Origin of the sequence: Marinobacter sp. (assembly GCF_041690455.1) — a bacterium.
Taxonomy (GTDB): Bacteria; Pseudomonadota; Gammaproteobacteria; order Pseudomonadales; family Oleiphilaceae; genus Marinobacter.
The window spans coordinates 14197-33508 of sequence record NZ_JAWLHI010000017.1 but is presented as its reverse complement, the minus strand read 5'-3'; the positions used below and the strand labels follow the sequence as shown (position 1 = coordinate 33508).

At 63.8% G+C, this 19312-nt stretch carries 10 protein-coding genes; 6 read left to right on the top strand and 4 right to left on the bottom strand.

Annotated elements, in window-relative coordinates:
* Window positions 1-73 precede the first annotated feature (73 nt).
* The 3 genes from ACESMW_RS05995 to ACESMW_RS05985 all read right to left on the bottom strand — a co-directional run bounded on the left by ACESMW_RS05995 (window position 74) and on the right by ACESMW_RS05985 (window position 4547).
* Entirely contained in the window at window positions 74-2320 is a 2247-nt protein-coding gene (locus ACESMW_RS05995; RefSeq protein WP_372986151.1) for a helicase C-terminal domain-containing protein, read from the bottom strand.
* Window positions 2317-4032, bottom strand: coding sequence for a VRR-NUC domain-containing protein (locus ACESMW_RS05990; RefSeq protein ID WP_372986150.1), 1716 nt, complete (start codon window positions 4030-4032; stop codon window positions 2317-2319). The genes ACESMW_RS05995 and ACESMW_RS05990 overlap by 4 nt, the downstream gene beginning before the upstream one ends.
* A 77-nt stretch (window positions 4033-4109) precedes the next feature.
* The gene (locus tag ACESMW_RS05985) at window positions 4110-4547 is read right to left on the bottom strand and encodes a DUF4864 domain-containing protein (protein WP_372986149.1); all 438 of its coding nucleotides are present in this window, start codon (window positions 4545-4547) and stop codon (window positions 4110-4112) included.
* A 214-nt stretch (window positions 4548-4761) separates the two neighbouring features.
* Between ACESMW_RS05985 and recC the strand changes: the two genes are divergently transcribed.
* Genes recC through ACESMW_RS05960 form a run of 5 tightly spaced genes read left to right on the top strand, consistent with a single transcriptional unit; the run spans window position 4762 to window position 15668 of the window.
* A complete protein-coding gene (gene recC / locus ACESMW_RS05980; protein ID WP_372986148.1) occupies window positions 4762-8355 on the top strand; it encodes an exodeoxyribonuclease V subunit gamma in 3594 nt (1197 codons plus the stop codon).
* Entirely contained in the window at window positions 8352-12083 is a 3732-nt protein-coding gene (recB, locus tag ACESMW_RS05975; RefSeq protein WP_372986147.1) for an exodeoxyribonuclease V subunit beta, read from the top strand. The genes recC and recB overlap by 4 nt, the downstream gene beginning before the upstream one ends.
* The gene (gene recD / locus ACESMW_RS05970) at window positions 12080-14254 is read left to right on the top strand and encodes an exodeoxyribonuclease V subunit alpha (protein ID WP_372986146.1); all 2175 of its coding nucleotides are present in this window, start codon (window positions 12080-12082) and stop codon (window positions 14252-14254) included. The genes recB and recD overlap by 4 nt, the downstream gene beginning before the upstream one ends.
* A 32-nt stretch (window positions 14255-14286) precedes the next feature.
* Window positions 14287-14637: a PAS domain-containing protein gene (locus ACESMW_RS05965; protein WP_372986145.1), complete on the top strand. Its 351-nt coding sequence runs from the start codon at window positions 14287-14289 to the stop codon at window positions 14635-14637.
* A complete protein-coding gene (locus tag ACESMW_RS05960; protein ID WP_372986144.1) occupies window positions 14583-15668 on the top strand; it encodes a diguanylate cyclase in 1086 nt (361 codons plus the stop codon). The genes ACESMW_RS05965 and ACESMW_RS05960 overlap by 55 nt, the downstream gene beginning before the upstream one ends.
* On the opposite strand, the gene ACESMW_RS05955 is transcribed toward ACESMW_RS05960, so the two are convergent.
* On the bottom strand, window positions 15653-17449 hold the full coding sequence (locus ACESMW_RS05955; RefSeq protein WP_372986143.1) for an ABCB family ABC transporter ATP-binding protein/permease: 1797 nt from the start codon (window positions 17447-17449) through the stop codon (window positions 15653-15655). The two genes, ACESMW_RS05960 and ACESMW_RS05955, sit on opposite strands and share 16 nt — an antisense overlap.
* A 123-nt stretch (window positions 17450-17572) precedes the next feature.
* On the opposite strand from ACESMW_RS05955, the gene ACESMW_RS05950 reads away from it, so the two are divergent.
* Window positions 17573-19306 (top strand): ABC transporter transmembrane domain-containing protein, encoded by a 1734-nt coding sequence (locus tag ACESMW_RS05950; RefSeq protein ID WP_372986175.1) that lies wholly within the window; start codon window positions 17573-17575, stop codon window positions 19304-19306.
* Window positions 19307-19312: the final 6 nt, after the last annotated feature.

The window sequence follows — 19312 nt, the reverse complement described above, 5'->3', positions numbered from 1 at the left end:
TGTATAGCAACATACCGTCACTACCGGGTTATGCGACAATATGACGCTGAATCGAATCAGCCAATTATGGGTTTCAGGCAAACCACCAGCGCGGCAGCAGATTCCGTACTTGCGGGCGCGTGAACCTATCGTCGATCAACCAGATCACGCCCCGGTCCTCGGGCGTCCGGATCACCCGGCCGGCGGCCTGGGCCACTTTCCGGAGTCCCGGTATCAGGTAGGTGTAGTCATAGCCTGCGCCGAAGCGCTCTTGCAGACGATCCTTGAGTATCTCGTGCCAGGGATCGAACGGTGGTAGTCCCAGGGTCGCCACAAAAGCGCCGATCAGCTGGTCGCCGGGCAGGTCGATGCCTTCGCTGAACACCCCTCCGAGCACGGCAAACGCAACACCGGGCTCCGGCTGCCGGAACTCCGCCAGGAAGGCCTCCCGCTCGGCCTGGCTCATGCCCGGCGCCTGGCAACGCTGGGGTATATCCGGGGCTTGTTCGGCGAGGGTTTCGCTGACGGCCCGGAGGTACTGGAAACTGCTGAAGAACGCCAGGTAATGACCCGGCTGCTCCCGGAACTGGCGGGCAATGATCTCGGCAATCGGCGCGCGCGATGCTTCCCGGTGCGTCTGGCGGGTACTGATCCTCGGCGTAAAGTGCACCTGCAGCTGATCAGCGCTGAACGGACTGGGCAGGGAGGTAAACGCCGTGGTTTCCGGCAGGCCCAGCAGATCCCGGTAGTAGATGCCGGGGCTCAGGGTGGCCGAGAACAACAACACCGAGCCGGCGGCCGCGAAGCGTTCGCGCAGGAAGTCCGCCGGGATCAGGTTCTGGATGGTGAGCGAGGCCCGGCCGCGCTCGGAGCGCCGGAATTCACACAGGGAGTGGTCACCGAAGCTGTCCGCCAGCTTCATGAACGCGACACTCTCAAACAGCAGTTCCTGCAATGCCAGATCCGGCGGGTTGTCCGCCAGGTAATCGGTCAGATTCGAAACCAGCCCTTGCAGGCTGCCGATCAGACTCGGCGGCAAGGCCTCGAGAAACACCGGCACAGCCGGATCCACGTCCTGATCCCGGATCAGGGTTTGCCAGGCGCGCGCGGTGCGGTCCAGGGCCTTCTTCAGCACCTTCGGGGCGGTTTTCTTTACCCGCAACAGTCGCTGCTGTTCAAGCGCTACCGAATACATGCCCCGGGCCCGGTCCACCAGGTTGTGGGCCTCATCCACCAGGATTGACGCCTGCCACTGGTTCTGGCGAACCAGGCCGTGGAGCAAGGCGGACTGGTCAAACATCCGGTTGACGTCGCCGATGACCACGTCACTCCACCGGGCCATCTCCTGGGCCAGGAAATAGGGACAGATATCGTGGCCCGCGGCAATACGCGCCAGTTCGGCCCGGGTGAGTGTCGCGGATTGGGCGGCCTCGGCACGGGCGTCCGGCAGTCGATCGAAGAACCCTTTGGCCAGCGGACAGGATTCGCCGTGGCAGGCTTTGTCCGGGTGTTCGCAGGCGTCGTCCTTCGCCACCAGCTCCAGCACCCTGAGCGACCAGTCCCCGGACTCTTCCCGGGCGGCCCTGAGTTTATCCACAGCATCCAGGGCCAGCTGCCGGGCAGTATTGCGGCAGGTCAGATAGAACAACCGGTCCTGGTCGGCCCGGGCCATCGCCATCAGCCCCGGGAACAGCGTTCCCAGGGTTTTACCCAGGCCGGTGGGTGCTTCCAGCAACAGGGTGCCGCCGGTCATGGCATTCTTGTAGACGGTTTCGGCCAGTTGCCGCTGGCGCGGCCGGAAGTCGGCAAAGGGAAAATTCAGGCGGGCAAGGGCCACATTACGCTGTTCCCGGTGGTGTTCTTCCTGCTCGGCCCAGGCCCGGAACCGTTGGCACAGCCCCTCGAGTTCCTGCCAGAGTTCATCGGCATCAGCGGTTTCAGCAAGCTGACTTTCCTTGTCCCGACCGGTGTCGTAATACACCAGCACCAGCTCGATCTTTTTCAGCTTTTCCTGTTGGCACAGCAGGGCACCGTAAGCCCGCAACTGAGCCCGGTGCAGGGCCCGCTGGTGTTCCCGCACCCGGGCAAGGTCGCCCCGGTGGGTCTTGATTTCCTCCAGCCGGCCGCGGTGGGGATCATAACCATCTGCCCTTCCGGAAAGTTTTATTCCCAGGCATTCACCGGTCAGTAAATACTCGCTTTTATAGCCGTAGCCCCGACGGGACTGGATAGCCTGGTGGCCGGCGATGCCCTCCTCGGAGGAGGGAGCGGGGGTGTAGCGGAAGTCCAGGTCCCCGGCCCGGGCGGCAAACTCGCACAGGGTGCGCACCGCCGCTTTCATTCACCGCTCCCGACGCCGGAATCCTCGTCCCAACGAACGTAACAGACACTGGCGGGAATGCCCTCCCAGGCAAAGAAATCCAGCCATCGGCGCTGGTGATCCTGCAATCGGTCACCAGGGCCTTTCACCTCCACCATTTCATATCGCGGTTCATCATCAGAACGCTGCGGGTGGAACTGGATCAGATCCGGGAAGCCACTGCGATGCTCCTTCACGTTCAACAGCAGGCGACGGAACATGGCCTCCAGGTGCTCCGCCGGGATGCACGCCAGCGCAAGCTCAATCAGGGCTTCGGACAACGCCGGCCAGATGACAAAGGGATTGGCGAGCCCCTGTTTGTCATGCCAGGTGTCCAGGATGAGCTGTCGGTATCCGCCATCGTCGAGGGTGGCGAAGCAGGCCTCGAAACCGGACCGGCGGCGCTCCACGAAATCCTCCCGGGTCAGGTCGGCAGGGCCGGTATGGAAGGGGTGGAAAAAGGCGCCGGGCACCGGTTTGAAGATCACCGGCCAGCACAACAGGCCGAACAGGCCGTTGATCAGGGTGTTTTCCACATAGGCCACCGGTGCCTCGGGTCGGTTCAGGTGTTCCGCCGCGGCCCATTCCACCGAACCGGCCGCCGGCCGGGGTAACGAAACCTGCCACTCATTGATCGGCAGTGTCGCCGCCGGAGCCGGCCTGGGCTCGCCGACTTTCGGGGCCAGCCGTTTCAGGATCCGGTCCAGGCCCTGGCGTTCGGCATCACTCAATTCTTCGGATTGCCAAAGGCTGGCGATGTCCCAGGCCTCCTGGTGCCGTTTCATCCGCTCCAGCAGCCGCAACTGCTTCAACCGGGCTTCCCGATGCTGGCTCTGGGCCCAAGCCGTCAACGCCAGCTCCCGGTCGCCCTGGCGCTCGGCCTGCCGACCCAGTTCCAACAGCAGCCGGTCCCGACGGCTGGCCAGCCAGGCGTTGGTCACCGGTGCGGGCACCTGAGGCCACACTTCAGATACCGGAACCCCCTCGTCAAGCTGGTCCCGACAGGCCTGCATCGCCAGGTAGCAATCCACCTCCTCCCGGTGCGAAAAGGCCCGGGACTCGGCCGTGAATGGCACCTGCTCGTAGCTCTGGTACCCCAACTCCACCAGCACAAAGTCGGACCAGGTCTGGCGCAGGTTGCCGAAGAACATCAATCGGATCCGGTCGAACAGCGCCATGTGTCGCAGACAAACCACCCGGGCCTCACCGGTATCGAACCATTGGTCGAGGGTCCGGGCGTCTGAAAAGTGGTCGGACAACGCGGTTTTCATGGCCGCTTTGGACAGTGTGCGGCTGTGGCCAAGCTCTTGCAGGGTATCGGCGAAGGCCGGTCGCAGTTCGGCCAGGGTGAACAGGCGGAACAGCTGATCGAGGTCGAGCAAAGGCTCCGGTTCGAGCCACTCACCCGACACCAAACGGGACAGGATTTCAGAAACCGGTGAATCCAGCTCCGGATACACCAGTTTGTCCGCCCGGAACAGTTCGCCCGTGCGCATCACCAGACGGGTCAATAGCGCTTTTTCCTCTGTCTCAAGACCGAGGAAGGTTTCCAACAAACGGAATTCGGACCCGGTCAGCAGGTCTCCATGGTGATCCAGCACCCAGCGCACCACGGTTTCCATGTTTTCCAGGTAATACAGAGGATTATCCAGGTCCGCGGTACGCGGCACAGAGGCAGGATCAAACGTGGTCATAGGGCGAGCAGGTACTTCACGGAAAGCAGTCGGGTCATGCAACTGTACGCCCGCTCGTCCGTGACCTCAAATGCCCTTTAGATTCCCATGTCCGCCGGCTGCAACTGCACGCCGGCAACCCGCCAGTCGCCATCACTGCGCACCATCCGGTAGTAGGCATCCCAGCGTTGTCCGTCCGGGCCGGTCAGTCGTACCACCTGGATATCGAACGTACCGTGGGGGACCAGCTCGACAAATTCGATGGTCGAGGCCCGGTGCACCGCAGGGTAGGCCTCCCGAACCATGCTGAAGAACACACCGGCATCACCAAACCTTCGCTTGATACCCTCGGATGCAAACGACCAGGCGGCCTCCTGGTCGTCGTTGGCAAAGGCCTCGATCTGCCGCAGGATGGTCTGCTCAATGGCCTCGTCCTGTTCCTCGGCACTGGGCACGCCCGGCAGCGCGACTACCAACAAGACGATCAGAAGGAAAAACGGTAATCGGACTCTTGTCCGGAGAGGATTCCAGGCCATCTTTCTCACCTCCGCTTTTGCGCCACGCCCTCCCTGAATCATACGCTGCGGGTCACGAACAGATGATTAAAAAATGATCGACCAGTAAAGCTCCCGCGACGGTAACTGTCGCAGCCATTGCTCAGACTGATCAGGCATAATGACCGTCTGATTTTCCAGCCACATACGGTAACCTGTGGCATCAGGATTGAACCGATCGCCAACAAGGAGCCCCATGGCCGACCACTCCGCCATCCAGCCCGGCTTTCACGCCATCCATGCCAACCACCTGGAAGACCTGCGCCGCGCGGTGATTTTCCTGTGCCGGGAAAACCCGCTGCCGCCACTGCAGAGCGAGACCTTCCTGGTCCAGAGTAACGGTATTGCCCAGTGGCTGAAGCTGGCCCTGGCGGAAAAGCGCTCGGATGATGGTGCCAGGGGCGGCCTGGGTATCGCCGCCGGCATGGACTTCCTGTTTCCGGCGCGGTTTATCTGGCAGGCGTACCGGGCGGTGCTGCCGGACGGCGAAGTGCCGGAACAGTCGCCCTTCGACAAACGCCGGCTGGTGTGGCGGTTGTACCGGCTGCTGCCGGATCTGGTGGACCAGGACGAGGCCTTCACGCCGCTGGCGCGGTTCCTGGATGGCAGCGACACCGACCTGCGCAACTTCCAGCTGGCAGAGAAGGTGGCGGACCTGTTTGACCAGTACCAGGTATTCCGGGCCGACTGGCTCAGTGCCTGGGAGCAGGGCCGGGATGTGGTGATCACCGCCCGCAACGAGGAAAAGCCCCTGGACCCGGAGACGCTGTGGCAGCCTCTGCTCTGGCGCAAACTGGTGGAGGATGTGGGACCGGACGCCCACACCAGCCGGTCCCGGATTCACACCCGGTTCATGGCGGAAGGCCAGCGCCGGTCAGCGCCGGCGAACCGCTCCCGACTGCCAGCGCGGATCGTAGTGTTCGGCGTCTCCTCGCTACCACGCCAGGCTCTGGAAGCGCTATACGTACTCAGCCGGTTCAGCCAGGTGGTACTGTGCGTCCACAACCCCTGCCAGTATTACTGGGCCGATATCGTCAGTGACCGGGAACTGCTGAAGGCCGAACGCAAACGGGGCATTGCCCATCCGGAACTGTCGAAGATTGCCGATCCGGACCAGCTGCACCAGCATGCCAATCCGTTGCTGGCGGCCTGGGGCAAACAGGGGCGGGACTACATCCGTCTGCTGGACGAGTTCGACAATCCCGAGGAATACCGTGACCGGTTCGAGACCCCGGACCAGAAGATCGACATTTTCTCCGCCCACGGCGAACCGGGCGAACCGACCCTGCTGCACCAGCTTCAGAACGATATCTATAACCTGACGCCCCTGCAGGACATCCGCGCGGAAAGCCGCCGGCTGGACCTGGCCCGGGATCACTCGCTGGTCTTCCACGATGCCCACAGCCCCCAGCGGGAAGTGGAAATCCTCCATGACCAGCTGCTGGCCGCCTTCAATGCCGATCCCGGCCTGCGCCCCCGGGACGTGATGGTCATGGTGCCGGACATCAATGTCTACGCACCCCATATCCAGGCCGTGTTCGGCCGTTACCAGGCGGGGCAGAAACGCCACATCCCGTTCACCATCTCCGACCAGGGGCAGCGCCACCACGAGCCGGTGCTGATTGCCCTGGAAACCCTGATGTCCCTGCCGCGCAGCCGTTTCGGGGTGAGTGAAATCCTGAGCCTGCTGGAGGTGCCCGGCATCCGGGACCGCTTCGGCATCGACGAGGGCGAGATTCCCCTGGCCCGGCGCTGGGTGGAAGGCGCCAATATCCGCTGGGGCCTGCACGGGCGACACCGGCAAAGCCTGGAGCTGCCGGCGGAGCTGGAACGCAATACCTGGCAATCCGGCCTGCGGGCCATGTTGCTCGGTTACGGCATGGGCGAGGATAAGCCCTGGGCCGGCATCGAACCCTATGGTGAGATCGGCGGGTTGCAGGCGAGTCTGGCCGGGCGACTGGCGGAATTTGTGGAGCAACTCGAAGATCTCTGGCAGGCCCTGCAGGCGCCGCGCACCCCGGCGGACTGGGAAACCCTGTTCTCGCAGATGCTCGAGCGCTTTTTCCTCAGGGTCGAGGGCAACGACCTGTTATTGCTCAACCGCTTCCGCCGCCAGCTGGAACAATGGCTCGAGGACGCCCTGGCCGCAGGGCTGGACACCCAACCCCTGCCACTGAACATCGTCAAGGATGTATTGCTGGCCGGTCTGGACGAAGGCGGACTGAACCAGCGCTTCCTCGCCGGCAAGGTCAACTTCGCCACCCTGATGCCGATGCGGGCGATCCCGTTCCGCAAGGTCTGCCTGCTGGGCATGAACGATGGTGACTACCCGCGCTCCCGGCCCCCGGTGGATTTCGACCTGATGGCCAACGACTACCGACCCGGCGACCGGTCCCGGCGTGAGGATGATCGCTATCTGTTCCTGGAGGCCCTGCTGTCAGCCCGGGAACAGCTCTATATCAGCTGGGTGGGCCGCAGTATCAGGGACGATTCGGAGCGTCCTCCCTCCGTTCTGGTGGGCCAGTTGCAGGACCATCTGGACAGCCTGTGGGCACTGCCGGGCGAGCCGGACGGATCGGTCACCGAAGCCCTGACCACCCGGCATCCGCTGCAGCCCTTCAGCCGGGATTATTTTCCCCGCGGCAACGGCCTGGAGGCCGGTCCCGCGAACCCACCCCGACCTCTGGCCGAGGTGCTGCAGGCCCGCAGCCTGTTCACCTTCGAGCGGGAATGGCGCAATGCCCACGGAGCCGGGGCGACGGAACCGGACCAGGCACCGCTGCCGTACCAGCAACCGGAGGAGCCGATCCGGCTTAGCGACCTGTCGAACTTCCTGAAAAAGCCCATCGACACCTTCTATCAGCGACGCCTGCAGGTGCATTTCGAGGAGCTGGAGGACGATGACACCGATAACGAGAACTTTGACCTCAACGGCCTGGATCGGTGGCGGCTGGACAGCGAACTGATCCGCGAAGGCGTGATCAAGGCCGTCAGCGAGGAAGACCTGCATGAACGCCTGGAAGCGACCCTCGATCGCATGGCCCGCCGCGGCGACCTGGGCATGGGGGTCACCGAACACCGGTTGCGCACGGAACTGGCCGGTCGGTTACCGGACCTGCATCAACGCTACCGGGACGCGCTGTCCGACTGGCCGGAGGCCATCTCCGAACCATTGAACTTCGAGTACCCGTACCGGAACGACACCGGCTCGGTGGAAGTGGTCGACCTGATCGACAACCTGCGCACCAGCCCCGACGGCCGATTGTGCCGGCTGGTGGTGGCCGGCTCCAGCCTGTTGTCCGGCTCCGGTGGCAGCAGGAAAGTGCGCTACGCCAACCTGATGCGGGACTGGGTGATTCACCTGGCCGGCCAGCTCACCGATCAGCCTTTCGAGACCCTGATTCTGGCCAGGGAGGAGAAACGCACTTTCAATTTCGCACTCATGGCTCCGGAACAGGCCAGACAGCACCTGGAGGCCATCCTTAGCCGGTGGATGGAGGCCACCACCCGCACCCTGCCCATCCACTGTGAGGCGGGATTCGCCTGGATTACCAGCTATTACCAGAGCAAGAAATACCGCGGCGATGATGAGCGGGCCCGGAACGATGCCGAGCAGGCCTACAGCACCGCCCTGGCACGGGACACCGGTTACCTGCGCGGTGCCTTCGACAGCCCGGAGGCGTTGTTCGCCAGCGGTGAATTCGAGGCCTTGCTGCACCAGCTGTATGTACCGCTCTGGGAGGCAGAGCAGGGCAAGTCCGCCGCCGAACAGATCGAGGGAGAGGCATGAGTACCGAGATGACCAATCGCAATCCGAACCTCGACCCTTTGACCCTGCCCCTGAACGGCAGCACCCTGATCGAGGCCAGTGCCGGTACCGGCAAGACCTTCACCATCGCCATCCTGTACGTGCGGCTGGTACTGGGCCATGGCCAGAGCGAGGACAGTCCGCTGGCCCGGGGCATGCTGCCGCCCAACCTGCTGGTGGTGACCTTTACCGACGCCGCCACCAAGGAGCTGCGGGACCGCATCCGCACCCGCCTGACCCAGGCGGCCGAGGTGTTTTCCGACAGTGCCGACGCCAGCGAGCCTCCGGCTGAAACCAGACTCCTGTATGAGTTGAGAGAGGCCAGCTACCCCGATCCGGCGACCTGGCCGGAGTGCCGGAAAAAACTGCTGCTGGCGGCGGAATGGATGGACGAGGCGGCGGTTTCCACCATCCACGGCTGGTGCAACCGGATGCTCAGCGAACACGCCTTCGACAGCGGCAGCCTGTTCCGGCTGACTTTGGAAACCGACCAGAGTGAACTGCTCGACGACGTGGTCCGGGACTACTGGCGCACCTTCATCTACCCCTTGCCCCCGGTGCTGATGGACGAGGCCCTGGGTCACTGGAAAACCCCGGAGGCCCTGCGTGGGGCCATCCGCAACCTGATTCCCGAGGCAAGCCAGCTGGGCTCTCCGGCCGGCGATGTGCAGGAGGTCATTGATTCGGTGGTCAGCCAGCGCCTGGGCCGAGCCCGGGAACTGAAAGCGTATCCCTGGGCCGAGTGGCAGGGCGAGGTGGTTGCCCTGCTCAACGAACTGAACAAGAGCAAGCGTCTGCACGGTGTCAGCAAGAACGCCATGGTCAAGATCTGGGATACCCTCCTGGCCTGGGCAGAATCAGACGAGCCGGTCCCGGATGGCCTGGACAAGGCCGGGTTCCGTAACCAGACCCCGGAAGGCCTGGAACAGATCCTCAAGGGCGAGGATCCGGCCCCGTATCATCCGGCCTTTGACGCCATCGTTGAACTGATGGAGTTTAGCCAGAACCAGCCCAGCGCCCGGGCGGATATTCTCAGACACGCCAGCGTCTGGGTCGCGCAACGGCTGGAATCGGAGAAACAGCAACGCTCGGAGATGGGTTTCGACGACCTCCTCACCCGCCTGGACGATGCCCTGCATGGCCCCCGGGGCGATCAGCTCGCCGCCACCATCCGCCGCCAGTTCCCGGTGGCGTTGATCGATGAGTTCCAGGACACGGACCCGGTGCAGTACCGGATCTTCAACCGGATCTACCGGGTGGCGGACAACAATCCGGACACTTGCCTGCTGATGATCGGGGATCCCAAGCAGGCCATCTATGGCTTCCGCGGCGCGGACATCTATACCTACCTGGAAGCCCGCCAGGGTGCCCGGGACCGCACCTGGACCCTGGGCCGCAATTTCCGCTCCTCCGCCAGCATGGTGGCGGCGGTGAACCGGGTGTTCGAGCACGCCGACCGGAACAGCCGGGACGGCGCCTTCCTGTTCGGCAAGGGCGACCGCACACCACTGCCGTTCCAGGGCGTCGATGCCAACGGCACCAAACGGCAATGGCGGATTGACGGCGAGGATCAACCCAGCCTCAGCTTCTGGACCCTGGACAGTGAGGACGAGGACCGAAACGGCAACCGCAAGCCCATGGCCAAGGGCACGGCCACTGCCGAGGTGGCCGAAACCTGTGCCAGCGAAGTCGCCCGTCTGCTGACCCTGGGGCAGCAGGGCAGGGCCGGCTTTGCGCTGCCGGATGACCCGGCGGACCTTCAGCCGGTCTGCCCCGCTGACATTGCCATCCTGGTCAACAATCGCAACGAGGCGGCGGCAGTGCGTGAAGCCCTGGGCCAGCGCCGGATCAAGAGCGTGTACCTGTCTGACCGGGATTCGGTACTGACCTCCACCGAGGCCAGCGAGGTGCTGACCTGGCTGCGCGCCTTTGCCGAACCCCGGCAACTGGCCCTGACCCGGGCGGCACTGGCCACGCCCACCCTGGGCCAGTCCTGGCAGAGCCTGGATAGGCTGCTTACCGACGAAATCGCCCTGGAGCGGGAAATCGAACGGTTCATGGGCTATCACGACCAGTGGCGGACCCAGGGCGTGCTACCGATGCTGCGCAGCTTCCTGATGGACTTCGAAGTACCGGCACGGCTGCTACAACGGCCCGATGGCGAACGGCGGCTGACCGATATCCTGCACATCGCCGAACTGCTGCAGCAGGACAGCCTGCAGCTGGATGGCGAGCACGCGCTGGTGCATCACTACGCCCAGATCCTGAGGGCGGCGGACGAGGAAGACGAATACCGCACCCTGCGACTGGAAAGCGACGCCGGTCTGGTCAAGGTCATTACCGTGCACAAATCCAAGGGTCTGGAATACCCACTGGTATTCCTGCCGTTCGGGACCGCGTTCCGGGCCCAGAACGACAAACAGGCCTATGTCCGCTACCACGATGACCAGGGCCGGCTGGTTACCGTGTTCGATCCGGAACCCGAGGCGGTCGCCCGGGCGGACCGGGAACGGCTCGGCGAGGATATCCGCAAACTCTACGTGGCCCTGACCCGGGCCCGGTATGCCACCTGGGTGGGTGTCGCCACCATCGACAACTGGGCCCAGAGCGGCCTGGGCTACCTGCTCGGTGGCGAAGGCCGCGAGCAGTACCCCCTGGCCGACAGCCTGACTCCCCTGGCCGGGGATGCGGACACGATCACGGCCATGACACTGCCCGAAGCCGATACGGCCTGCTATATCGAAGAGGCAGCGGAAGCCCTGGGGCCGGCACTGGAAGCGACCCGGGAGGCCCGGGAAGACTGGTGGATTGCCAGTTATTCCTCGATCGAATACACCGGCCTGGCCGGCACCGGCATCGTGTTCAGCGGTGAGGTGGAGGACGCCGAAACCCAGAACCTGCTGGAAGAATCCGCCCAGGGCACCGGCGATGAGGGGCCGACCGCTCCCGCCAATCACTCGCTCCACCAGTTTCCGAAAGGCGCGGGGCCGGGCACCTTCCTCCACGAACTGCTGGAGTGGTGCTGCCAGCAGGGCTTTGGCCAGGTTGTGGATAACCCGGCGATGCTGCGGGAATACCTGGCGCGGCGCTGCACCATTCGCGGCTGGGCCGACTGGACCGACACCCTGGAGCACTGGCTGCTGAGCCTGATCCGGACCCCCCTGCGCCTGGACCGCGACGGGGGCACTTGCGCCGCCCTTGAGGAATTCGGCACCGTGCGACCGGAACTGGAATTCTGGTTCGAGAGCTGCAACGTCGCCACCGGTGCCCTGGACAGCCTGGTGCGCCGGCACACCCTCGAGGGCGCGGACCGGGCCCAGGTGGATAACCGCCGGTTCAACGGCATGCTCAAGGGCTTCATTGACCTGGTATTTGAACACGGGGGCCGCTACTACGTGCTCGACTACAAATCCAATACCCTCGGGGAAGACGACAGCGCCTACACCGACCAGGCCATGGGCCAGGCTATCCTCGACAAGCGCTACGACCTGCAATACGTACTCTACCTGCTGGCCCTGCATCGCCTGCTCAAGGCCCGGTTGCCCGGTTACGACTATGACCAGCACATCGGCGGTGCCGTCTATCTGTTCCTGCGGGGTATCCATGCCCCCGGTGCCGGTGCTTTCACCGACAAACCGCCACGGGCACTGATCGAACAGCTCGACGCCCTGTTCGATGGTGACACCTTGCATGGGGAGGACGCCGCATGAATCTCGAGCAACTGGAAACACTGCTGGAGCAATGGCGCCAGGCCGAATGGATCCGCCCGCTGGATGTGGCCTTTGCGCGCCTGATCCGGCAACTGTGTGAAGAGCAGGGCGAGAACCCGGACCCGCTTCTGTTGTTGCTGGCGGCGCTGGCCTCGCACCAGGTCGGGCGTGGGCATGTCTGCATCGACCTGGTGAGCTTGCTGGAGGACGCCGGCAACACCCTGGCCTTGCCACCGGAAGAGACCATAGCCGCACTCCCGGTCGGGGACCAGGAGGCATGCCCTTCGCCATCCGAGGTCCTGGTAAAGGCCTCGCTTGAAGACTGCCTGACTGCGCTGGCCAATACTCGGGCGGTAAGTGATGGCTTACTGACCACACCACTGGTTGTGAACGATACCCGCCTTTACCTGCGGCGTTTCTGGCGTTACGAACAACGGATTGCCCGGGGTATCAGTGACCGCCTGGCCCTGAACTCCCCGCTCGATGATCCTGGCTCAGGTGCCACCCGGACCCTGACTGAAACACTGAACATCCTGTTCCAGCCCGGGGATGACGTGGACTACCAGAAACTGGCCTGTGCGCTGGCAGCGCACAAACGTTTCGCCGTAATTACCGGCGGGCCGGGTACCGGCAAGACCACCACAGTGGTGAACCTGCTGGCGGCCTTGCAGGCAGTGGCGGGTGAGGATCCCGGCCGCGCCGGCCGGAAGTTCCGCATTCGGCTGGCCGCGCCCACCGGCAAGGCGGCGGCACGGCTGAACGAATCCATTGGCGGGGCGGTGAGCCGCCTGCCGCTGGATCAGCTCCCCGGCCGGGTCAGGCTGGAGGATATCCCAACTCGCGTCACCACCCTGCACCGGTTGCTGGGCAGTCGTCCGGATACCCGGAAGTTCCGCCATAACCGGGACAATCCCCTGCTGGTGGATATCCTGGTGATCGACGAAGCCTCCATGGTGGATGTCGACCTGATGGCCTCGGTGTTCGAGGCCCTGCCGGTCCATGCCCAGCTGATTCTGCTCGGCGACAAGGACCAGCTCGCGTCGGTGGATGCCGGCGCGGTTCTTGGCGAACTGTGCCAACGGGCCCGGCAGGCCCACTACCGGCCTGACACGGCACAGTGGCTGGAATCGGCGACCGGGCAACCACTGCCGGAGGATTTGCTGGATCCACAGGGGCAGGCGCTCGACCAGGCAGTAGCCATGCTTCGCAAGAGCTACCGCTTCACCGAGGGCAGCGGTATTCGTGAGCTGGCGGAAGCGGTCAATACCGACTCCCTGGATGCCACGATGCTCGAACATTGTCGCCGGGCGCACTTCGATGATGTGGTCTGGCTCAACGGCGACGATGCCAATCCTGATCCGGAAGCGACGCTGGAGCGCATCTGTCATCACGCCATCTCCGGCAGTCCCGGGGCATTCCGCAATGAGGGCCAGGGCAGGGTACTGCACGGTAAGGAACTACCAGCCCCCGTGGGCTATCGCCATTACCTTGAACTGATGGCCAACCACAATCTGGGGATGGACAGGCCGTTGGCGGACTGGGACGAGCTGGCCCGCCGCGTGCTGGCTGCCTTCGGTGACTTCCAGCTGCTGTGTGCGCTGCGTCAGGGTCCGTGGGGCGTGGAAGGCCTGAACGAACGCATTGCCCGTCACCTGCTGGCGGAAAAACTGATCCCCCGGGCGGAAGGCTGGTACGCCGGGCGGCCGGTACTGGTCACCGGCAATGACTACAATCTCGGCCTCATGAACGGCGATATCGGCATCACCTTCAGTGTGCCCTGGGACCGGGCCGAGAACGGCGAACCCCGGCCCGCGTTGCGGGTGGCCTTCCCCAGCAGCGATGGGTCCGACGGCATCCGCTGGATCTCCCCGAGCCGCCTGCAGCAGCTGGAGACGGTCTACGCCATGACGGTCCACAAATCCCAGGGCTCGGAGTTCAATCACACCTGCCTGGTGTTGCCGGATCGGATGAGCCCGGTGCTGACCCGGGAGCTGGTGTATACCGGCATCACCCGGGCTCGGAACTGGTTCAGCCTGATCACCGGTGATGCCAATGTGTTCAAAGCCAGTGCCAGCCAACAGGTGGTACGGGCCTCCGGGCTGGCCCGGGCGCTTGCGGCATCTGCCGGGCCGGTTGGGTCGTATATGAACGATTCCTCAACTATAGTCTGACAAGACCCCGAAAGTTCCAGGCAATCAATTCAATGTCCGACAGATCCACAACGGAGCACAGCGCCTACCTTGGCCAGGATGAGGCCGCCCGGCTCAAGACCATTCTCGAAGGCACCAGGGCCGGCACCTGGGAATGGAACGTCCAGACCGGTGAGACGGTGTTCAACGAACGCTGGGCCCGGATCATTGGCTACACGCTGGAAGAACTGCAGCCGGTCTCCATCGAGACCTGGCTGAAATTTGCCCATCCGGATGATCTGGCAGAGTCCGAGAAGCGCCTGCAGGCCCACTTCCGGGTGAGACGGACTACTACGAATGCGAAGCCCGCATGCGTCACCGGGATGGCCACTGGGTCTGGGTGCGGGATTATGGTCGCCTGGTGAGCCGGACCCCCGAGGGCGATCCGGAATGGGTCAGTGGCACCCACATCGACATCAGCGCCGCCAGGGAATACCAGCAACAGCTCGAGACGGTCCAGGCGGAGCAGCTCGAGACCATCGAGCGACTGGAAAAGATGGCGGCGACGATTCCGGGTGTGATTTACCAGTTCGAGATGCAACCGGACGGCTTCATGAGTTTTCCCTATGCCAGCGCCGGGATCGAGCGGATCTATGGGGTCAGCCCGGAACAGGTACGCAAGGATGCCTCCCTGATCTTTGACAAGATTCATCCCGACGATCTCCAGCATGTGCGCGACACAATTGAGGCCTCACGGGCCAGTGGTGGGGACTGGAATTGTGAATACCGGGTCGTGGTGGACGGCCATGTCCGCTGGGTTTACGGCCAGGCCCGACCGGAATTCCGGGACAGCGGCAGTATCCTCTGGCATGGCGCGATTCTCGACATCAGCGCTCAGAAAGAGCTGGAGGAAAAGTTGCGGCAGATTGCCATCACCGACGAGCTGACCGGGGCCGCCAACCGTCGCCAGTTCATGGAGCTGCTGTCCAGGGAATACCAGCGCTACCGCCGGAACGGACCGGCTTATGCAGTCATCCTGTTTGATTTCGACTGGTTCAAGCAGGTCAACGACCGGTTCGGCCATAATGCAGGGGACATGGTGTTACGGGAGACCACTCGTCTGGTCCAGGACAGCCTGCGCGCCAGTGATACTTTCGCCCGCATAGGTGGCGAAGAGTTTGCCATCCTGCTACCCGACAGCGACCAGGACAGCGCCCGCCATCTTGCCGAGCGCCTTCGCCAGACCCTTTCCGAGCATTCGTTCAACGGCCCCGAACAGGGTATCCGGGGCTCCATTACCTGCGGTATTGCGGTCTCCTGCCAGCAGGACGGCGACGCCAAGGAGATCATGCTCCGGGCGGATACCGCGCTCTATGCCGGCAAGGCCGCGGGACGGAACCAGGTCGTGGTGTATGACCGGAGCCTGGCCCCGGCAAGCCGTCACGCCGGCGACTGATCCTGGTGCTGCTGGCGCCAGAGGCGGGCGTAATGGCGGTCCAGGGCCAGCAATTCGTTATGATGGCCGCTCTCCACGATCCGGCCGGCATCCATCACCAGAATGGTATCGGCATCCCGGATGGTCGACAGCCGATGGGCGATGACCAGGGTGGTCCGCTGCCGGCTGACCTCCCGCAGGGCTCCGAGGATCGCCTGCTCCGACAGGGAATCCAGTGACGACGTGGCTTCATCCAGGATCAGCAGGGGCGGGTTCTTGAGGATCACCCGGGCGATGGCCACGCGCTGCTTCTCGCCCCCCGACAGTTTCAGACCACGCTCACCTACCTTGGTGTCATAGCCCTCGGGCAGGCTGTGGATAAACCCCTCCAGGTGGGCCATGCGGGCGGCCCGGTGCACTTCCTCTTCGGTGGCTTCCGGCCGGCCATAGGCCAGGTTCCGGTATAGAGTGTCATTGAACAGGACGGTGTCCTGGGGCACCACACCGATGGCAGCCCGCAGGCTGTCCTGGGTCACGTCCCGGATATCCTGGCCATCGATCCGGATACTGCCGCTGTCCACATCGAAGAACCGGAACAATAACCTCGCCAGGGTGGACTTGCCGGCACCACTGGCACCGACTACTGCCACCGTATGCCCGGCGGGAATGGAAAAATCCACATCCCTCAAGATCGGTCGGTCAGCCCGGTAGCCAAAGTGAACGTGGTCGAACCGGACCTCGCCGTTATCCACAGCCAGGGCCGGGGCATCCGGTTTATCCACAATCACCGGCCGGTCGTCGAGCAGCTTGAACAGGCGCTCGACGTTCACCAGGGCCTGGCGGATTTCCCGGTAAACAAATCCCAGGGCATTTAGGGGGATGAACAGCTGGATCAGGTAGGCATTGATCATGGTGAAATCCCCCAGGGTAATCTCCCCGGACGCTACCTCACGCACCGCCATGGCCATGATCACGATCAGGGCCGCCCCAATGATCAAGGCCTGGCCGCCGTTCAGGGTGGCCAGTGACAGCCGGTTTTTCAGCCGGGCCGTTTCCCAGTCCTCCAGGTCCCGGTCATACAGCTCCGCCTCATAGTGCTCATTGTTGAAGTACTTGACCGTCTCGTAGTTGAGCAGGCTGTCCACCGCCCTTGAGTTGGACTGGTTGTCCCGGGCATTGGCCTCCCGTACGAACTTCGTGCGCCATTCGGTGACCTTGATGGAGAACACCACGTAGACCACCACCGCCACCAGAATCGCCAGCACGTAACTAACGTTGAACACCACCAGCAGGATGCCCGCGACCAACAGGATCTCGAGCAGGGTGGGGACGATGTTGAACAGGGTGAAGCGCAGCAGGAAACTGATGCCGTTGGTACCCCGCTCGATATCCCGGGCCAGGCCCCCGGTCTTCCGGTCCAGGTGAAAGGCCAGTTCCCGCTGGTGCAGGTGCCGGAACACCCGCAGGGACACCCGGCGCATGGCCCGCTCCGCCACCCGGGCAAAGACCGCATCGCGCAGTTCGCTGAACAGGGTACCGGCAAACCGGAGGCTTCCGTAGGCGATGACCAGCACAACGGGTATCCACAGCACCATCTCCGCTCCCCGGTTCTGGTCCAGGTAATCGACGATGTACTTGAGGGCAACCGGTGTGGCCACCGTGGCCAGCTTCGCCAGCACCAACAACGACAACGCCAGGATCACCCGACCACGGAACTCCCGCAGGTAGGGCCAGAGGCCGGCAATCACTTTCCAGTCAGGCTTGTGGTCGGCGGGGTAATCGTTGTCAGCGTACGCGCGCACGGGTTTTCCTTTTCGGTCAGGGCAAAATGATCGATTCAGCCGTATGATGGACAGCGATCAAAGTGTACAGCACTTCCTGTGGATATCCGGAGGCAGACTATCAACACCCGTCACCGCAAAGCCCTGAAACTGGTCTGTGAGTTCATCAGTCCCTATCGGCGTGCCGTTGCCGGCGCCCTGGTGGCCCTGGTCATTACCGCCGGCATCACCCTGAGCCTGGGGCAGGGGCTGCGGATCCTGGTGGATCAGGGCCTGGCCACCGAATCACCGGCCAACCTGGCCAGGGCCATTGGCCTGTTCTTTGTGCTGGTGCTGGGCCTGGCGTTCGGTTCCTTTGCCCGGTTCTACCTGGTGTCCTGGATCGGCGAACGGGTGGTGGCGGATATCCGAAAAAGGGTATTCAACCACCTGATTGACCTGCACCCGGGCTTCTTCGAACAGAACCGGGCGCTGGAAATCCAGTCCCGGTTCACCGCCGACACCACCGTGCTGCAATCGGTGATCGGCTCAACGGTATCCATTGCCCTGCGCAACGCGCTGATGCTGGTGGGCGGTCTGGTACTCCTGTTCGTGACCAACCCGAAACTGGCCAGCATCATCCTGCTCGGCTTCCCGCTGGTGATTGCGCCGATCCTGTTCTTTGGCCGCCGGGTCCGGCAGCTGTCCCGGCTGAGCCAGGACCGGGTGGCCGATGTGGGCAGTTACGTGGGCGAGAGCCTCACCCAGATCAAGACGCTACAGGCGTTCAATCACCAGCCCCAGGACCGGCGCTTCTTCGGGGAGGTGTCGGAACGGGCATTCGACATCGCCCGGGCCCGGATCCGGCAGCGGGCCTGGCTGACCACCCTGGCGATTTCCCTGGTGATGGGCGCCGTCGGCATCGTGATCTGGATTGGCGGGCTCGATGTCATCGAGGGCCGCATCAGCCCCGGGGAACTGGCCGCCTTCGTATTCTACAGCCTGTTGGTGGGCGTGGCTGCCGGTGCCATCAGCGAGGTGATTGGCGAGCTGCAACGGGCTGCCGGGTCCGCGGCCCGGCTGTTCGAACTGCTGCAAACCCGCCCGGAATTCGGTGAGCGGGGCAAGTCAACGGCCAGACTGCCGGAGTGGGTGGCCGGCCGGATCGAGATCGACCATCTGCGGTTCTGTTACCCGAGCCGGCCTGAAACGCCCGCGCTGGATGACCTGTGCCTGACCATCGAGCCCGGCGAGACCCTCGCGCTGGTGGGGCCTTCCGGCGCCGGAAAATCCACCCTGTTCGACCTGCTGCTGCACTTCTATGGTCCACAGGCAGGCCGCATCCGGATCGATGGTATCGATACCTCCGCTGTTGAGCTGACCGATCTTCGCCGCTGCTTTGCGCTGGTGCCGCAGAACCCGGCGCTGTTCAATGGTTCGGTCGCCGACAATATCCGCTATGCCCGGCCGGACGCCAGCCAGGCGGACGTGGAGCAGGTGGCCCGCGTGGCCCATGCCCACGAATTTATCCACAGGCTGCCGCAAGGCTATGACACCCGGCTCGGTGACAATGGCCTGGGCCTGTCCGGCGGCCAGAAACAGCGTCTGGCCCTGGCACGGGCGCTTCTTGCCGATGCCCCGATACTGTTGCTGGACGAGGCCACCAGCGCCCTGGATGCAGAGAGTGAGCACCTGATCCAGCAGGCGATGCCGGCACTGACCCGTGGCCGGACCACCCTGGTGATCGCGCACCGGCTGGCTACGGTGCGCGATGCCGACCGGATTGCGGTACTGGAGAACGGCCGGTTACTGGCTATCGGCAACCACCAGAAACTCATGGAAACCAACCCCTTGTACCAGCGTCTTGCCCGACTGCAGTTCCGGGACCAAGGGGAGTGAGACAGT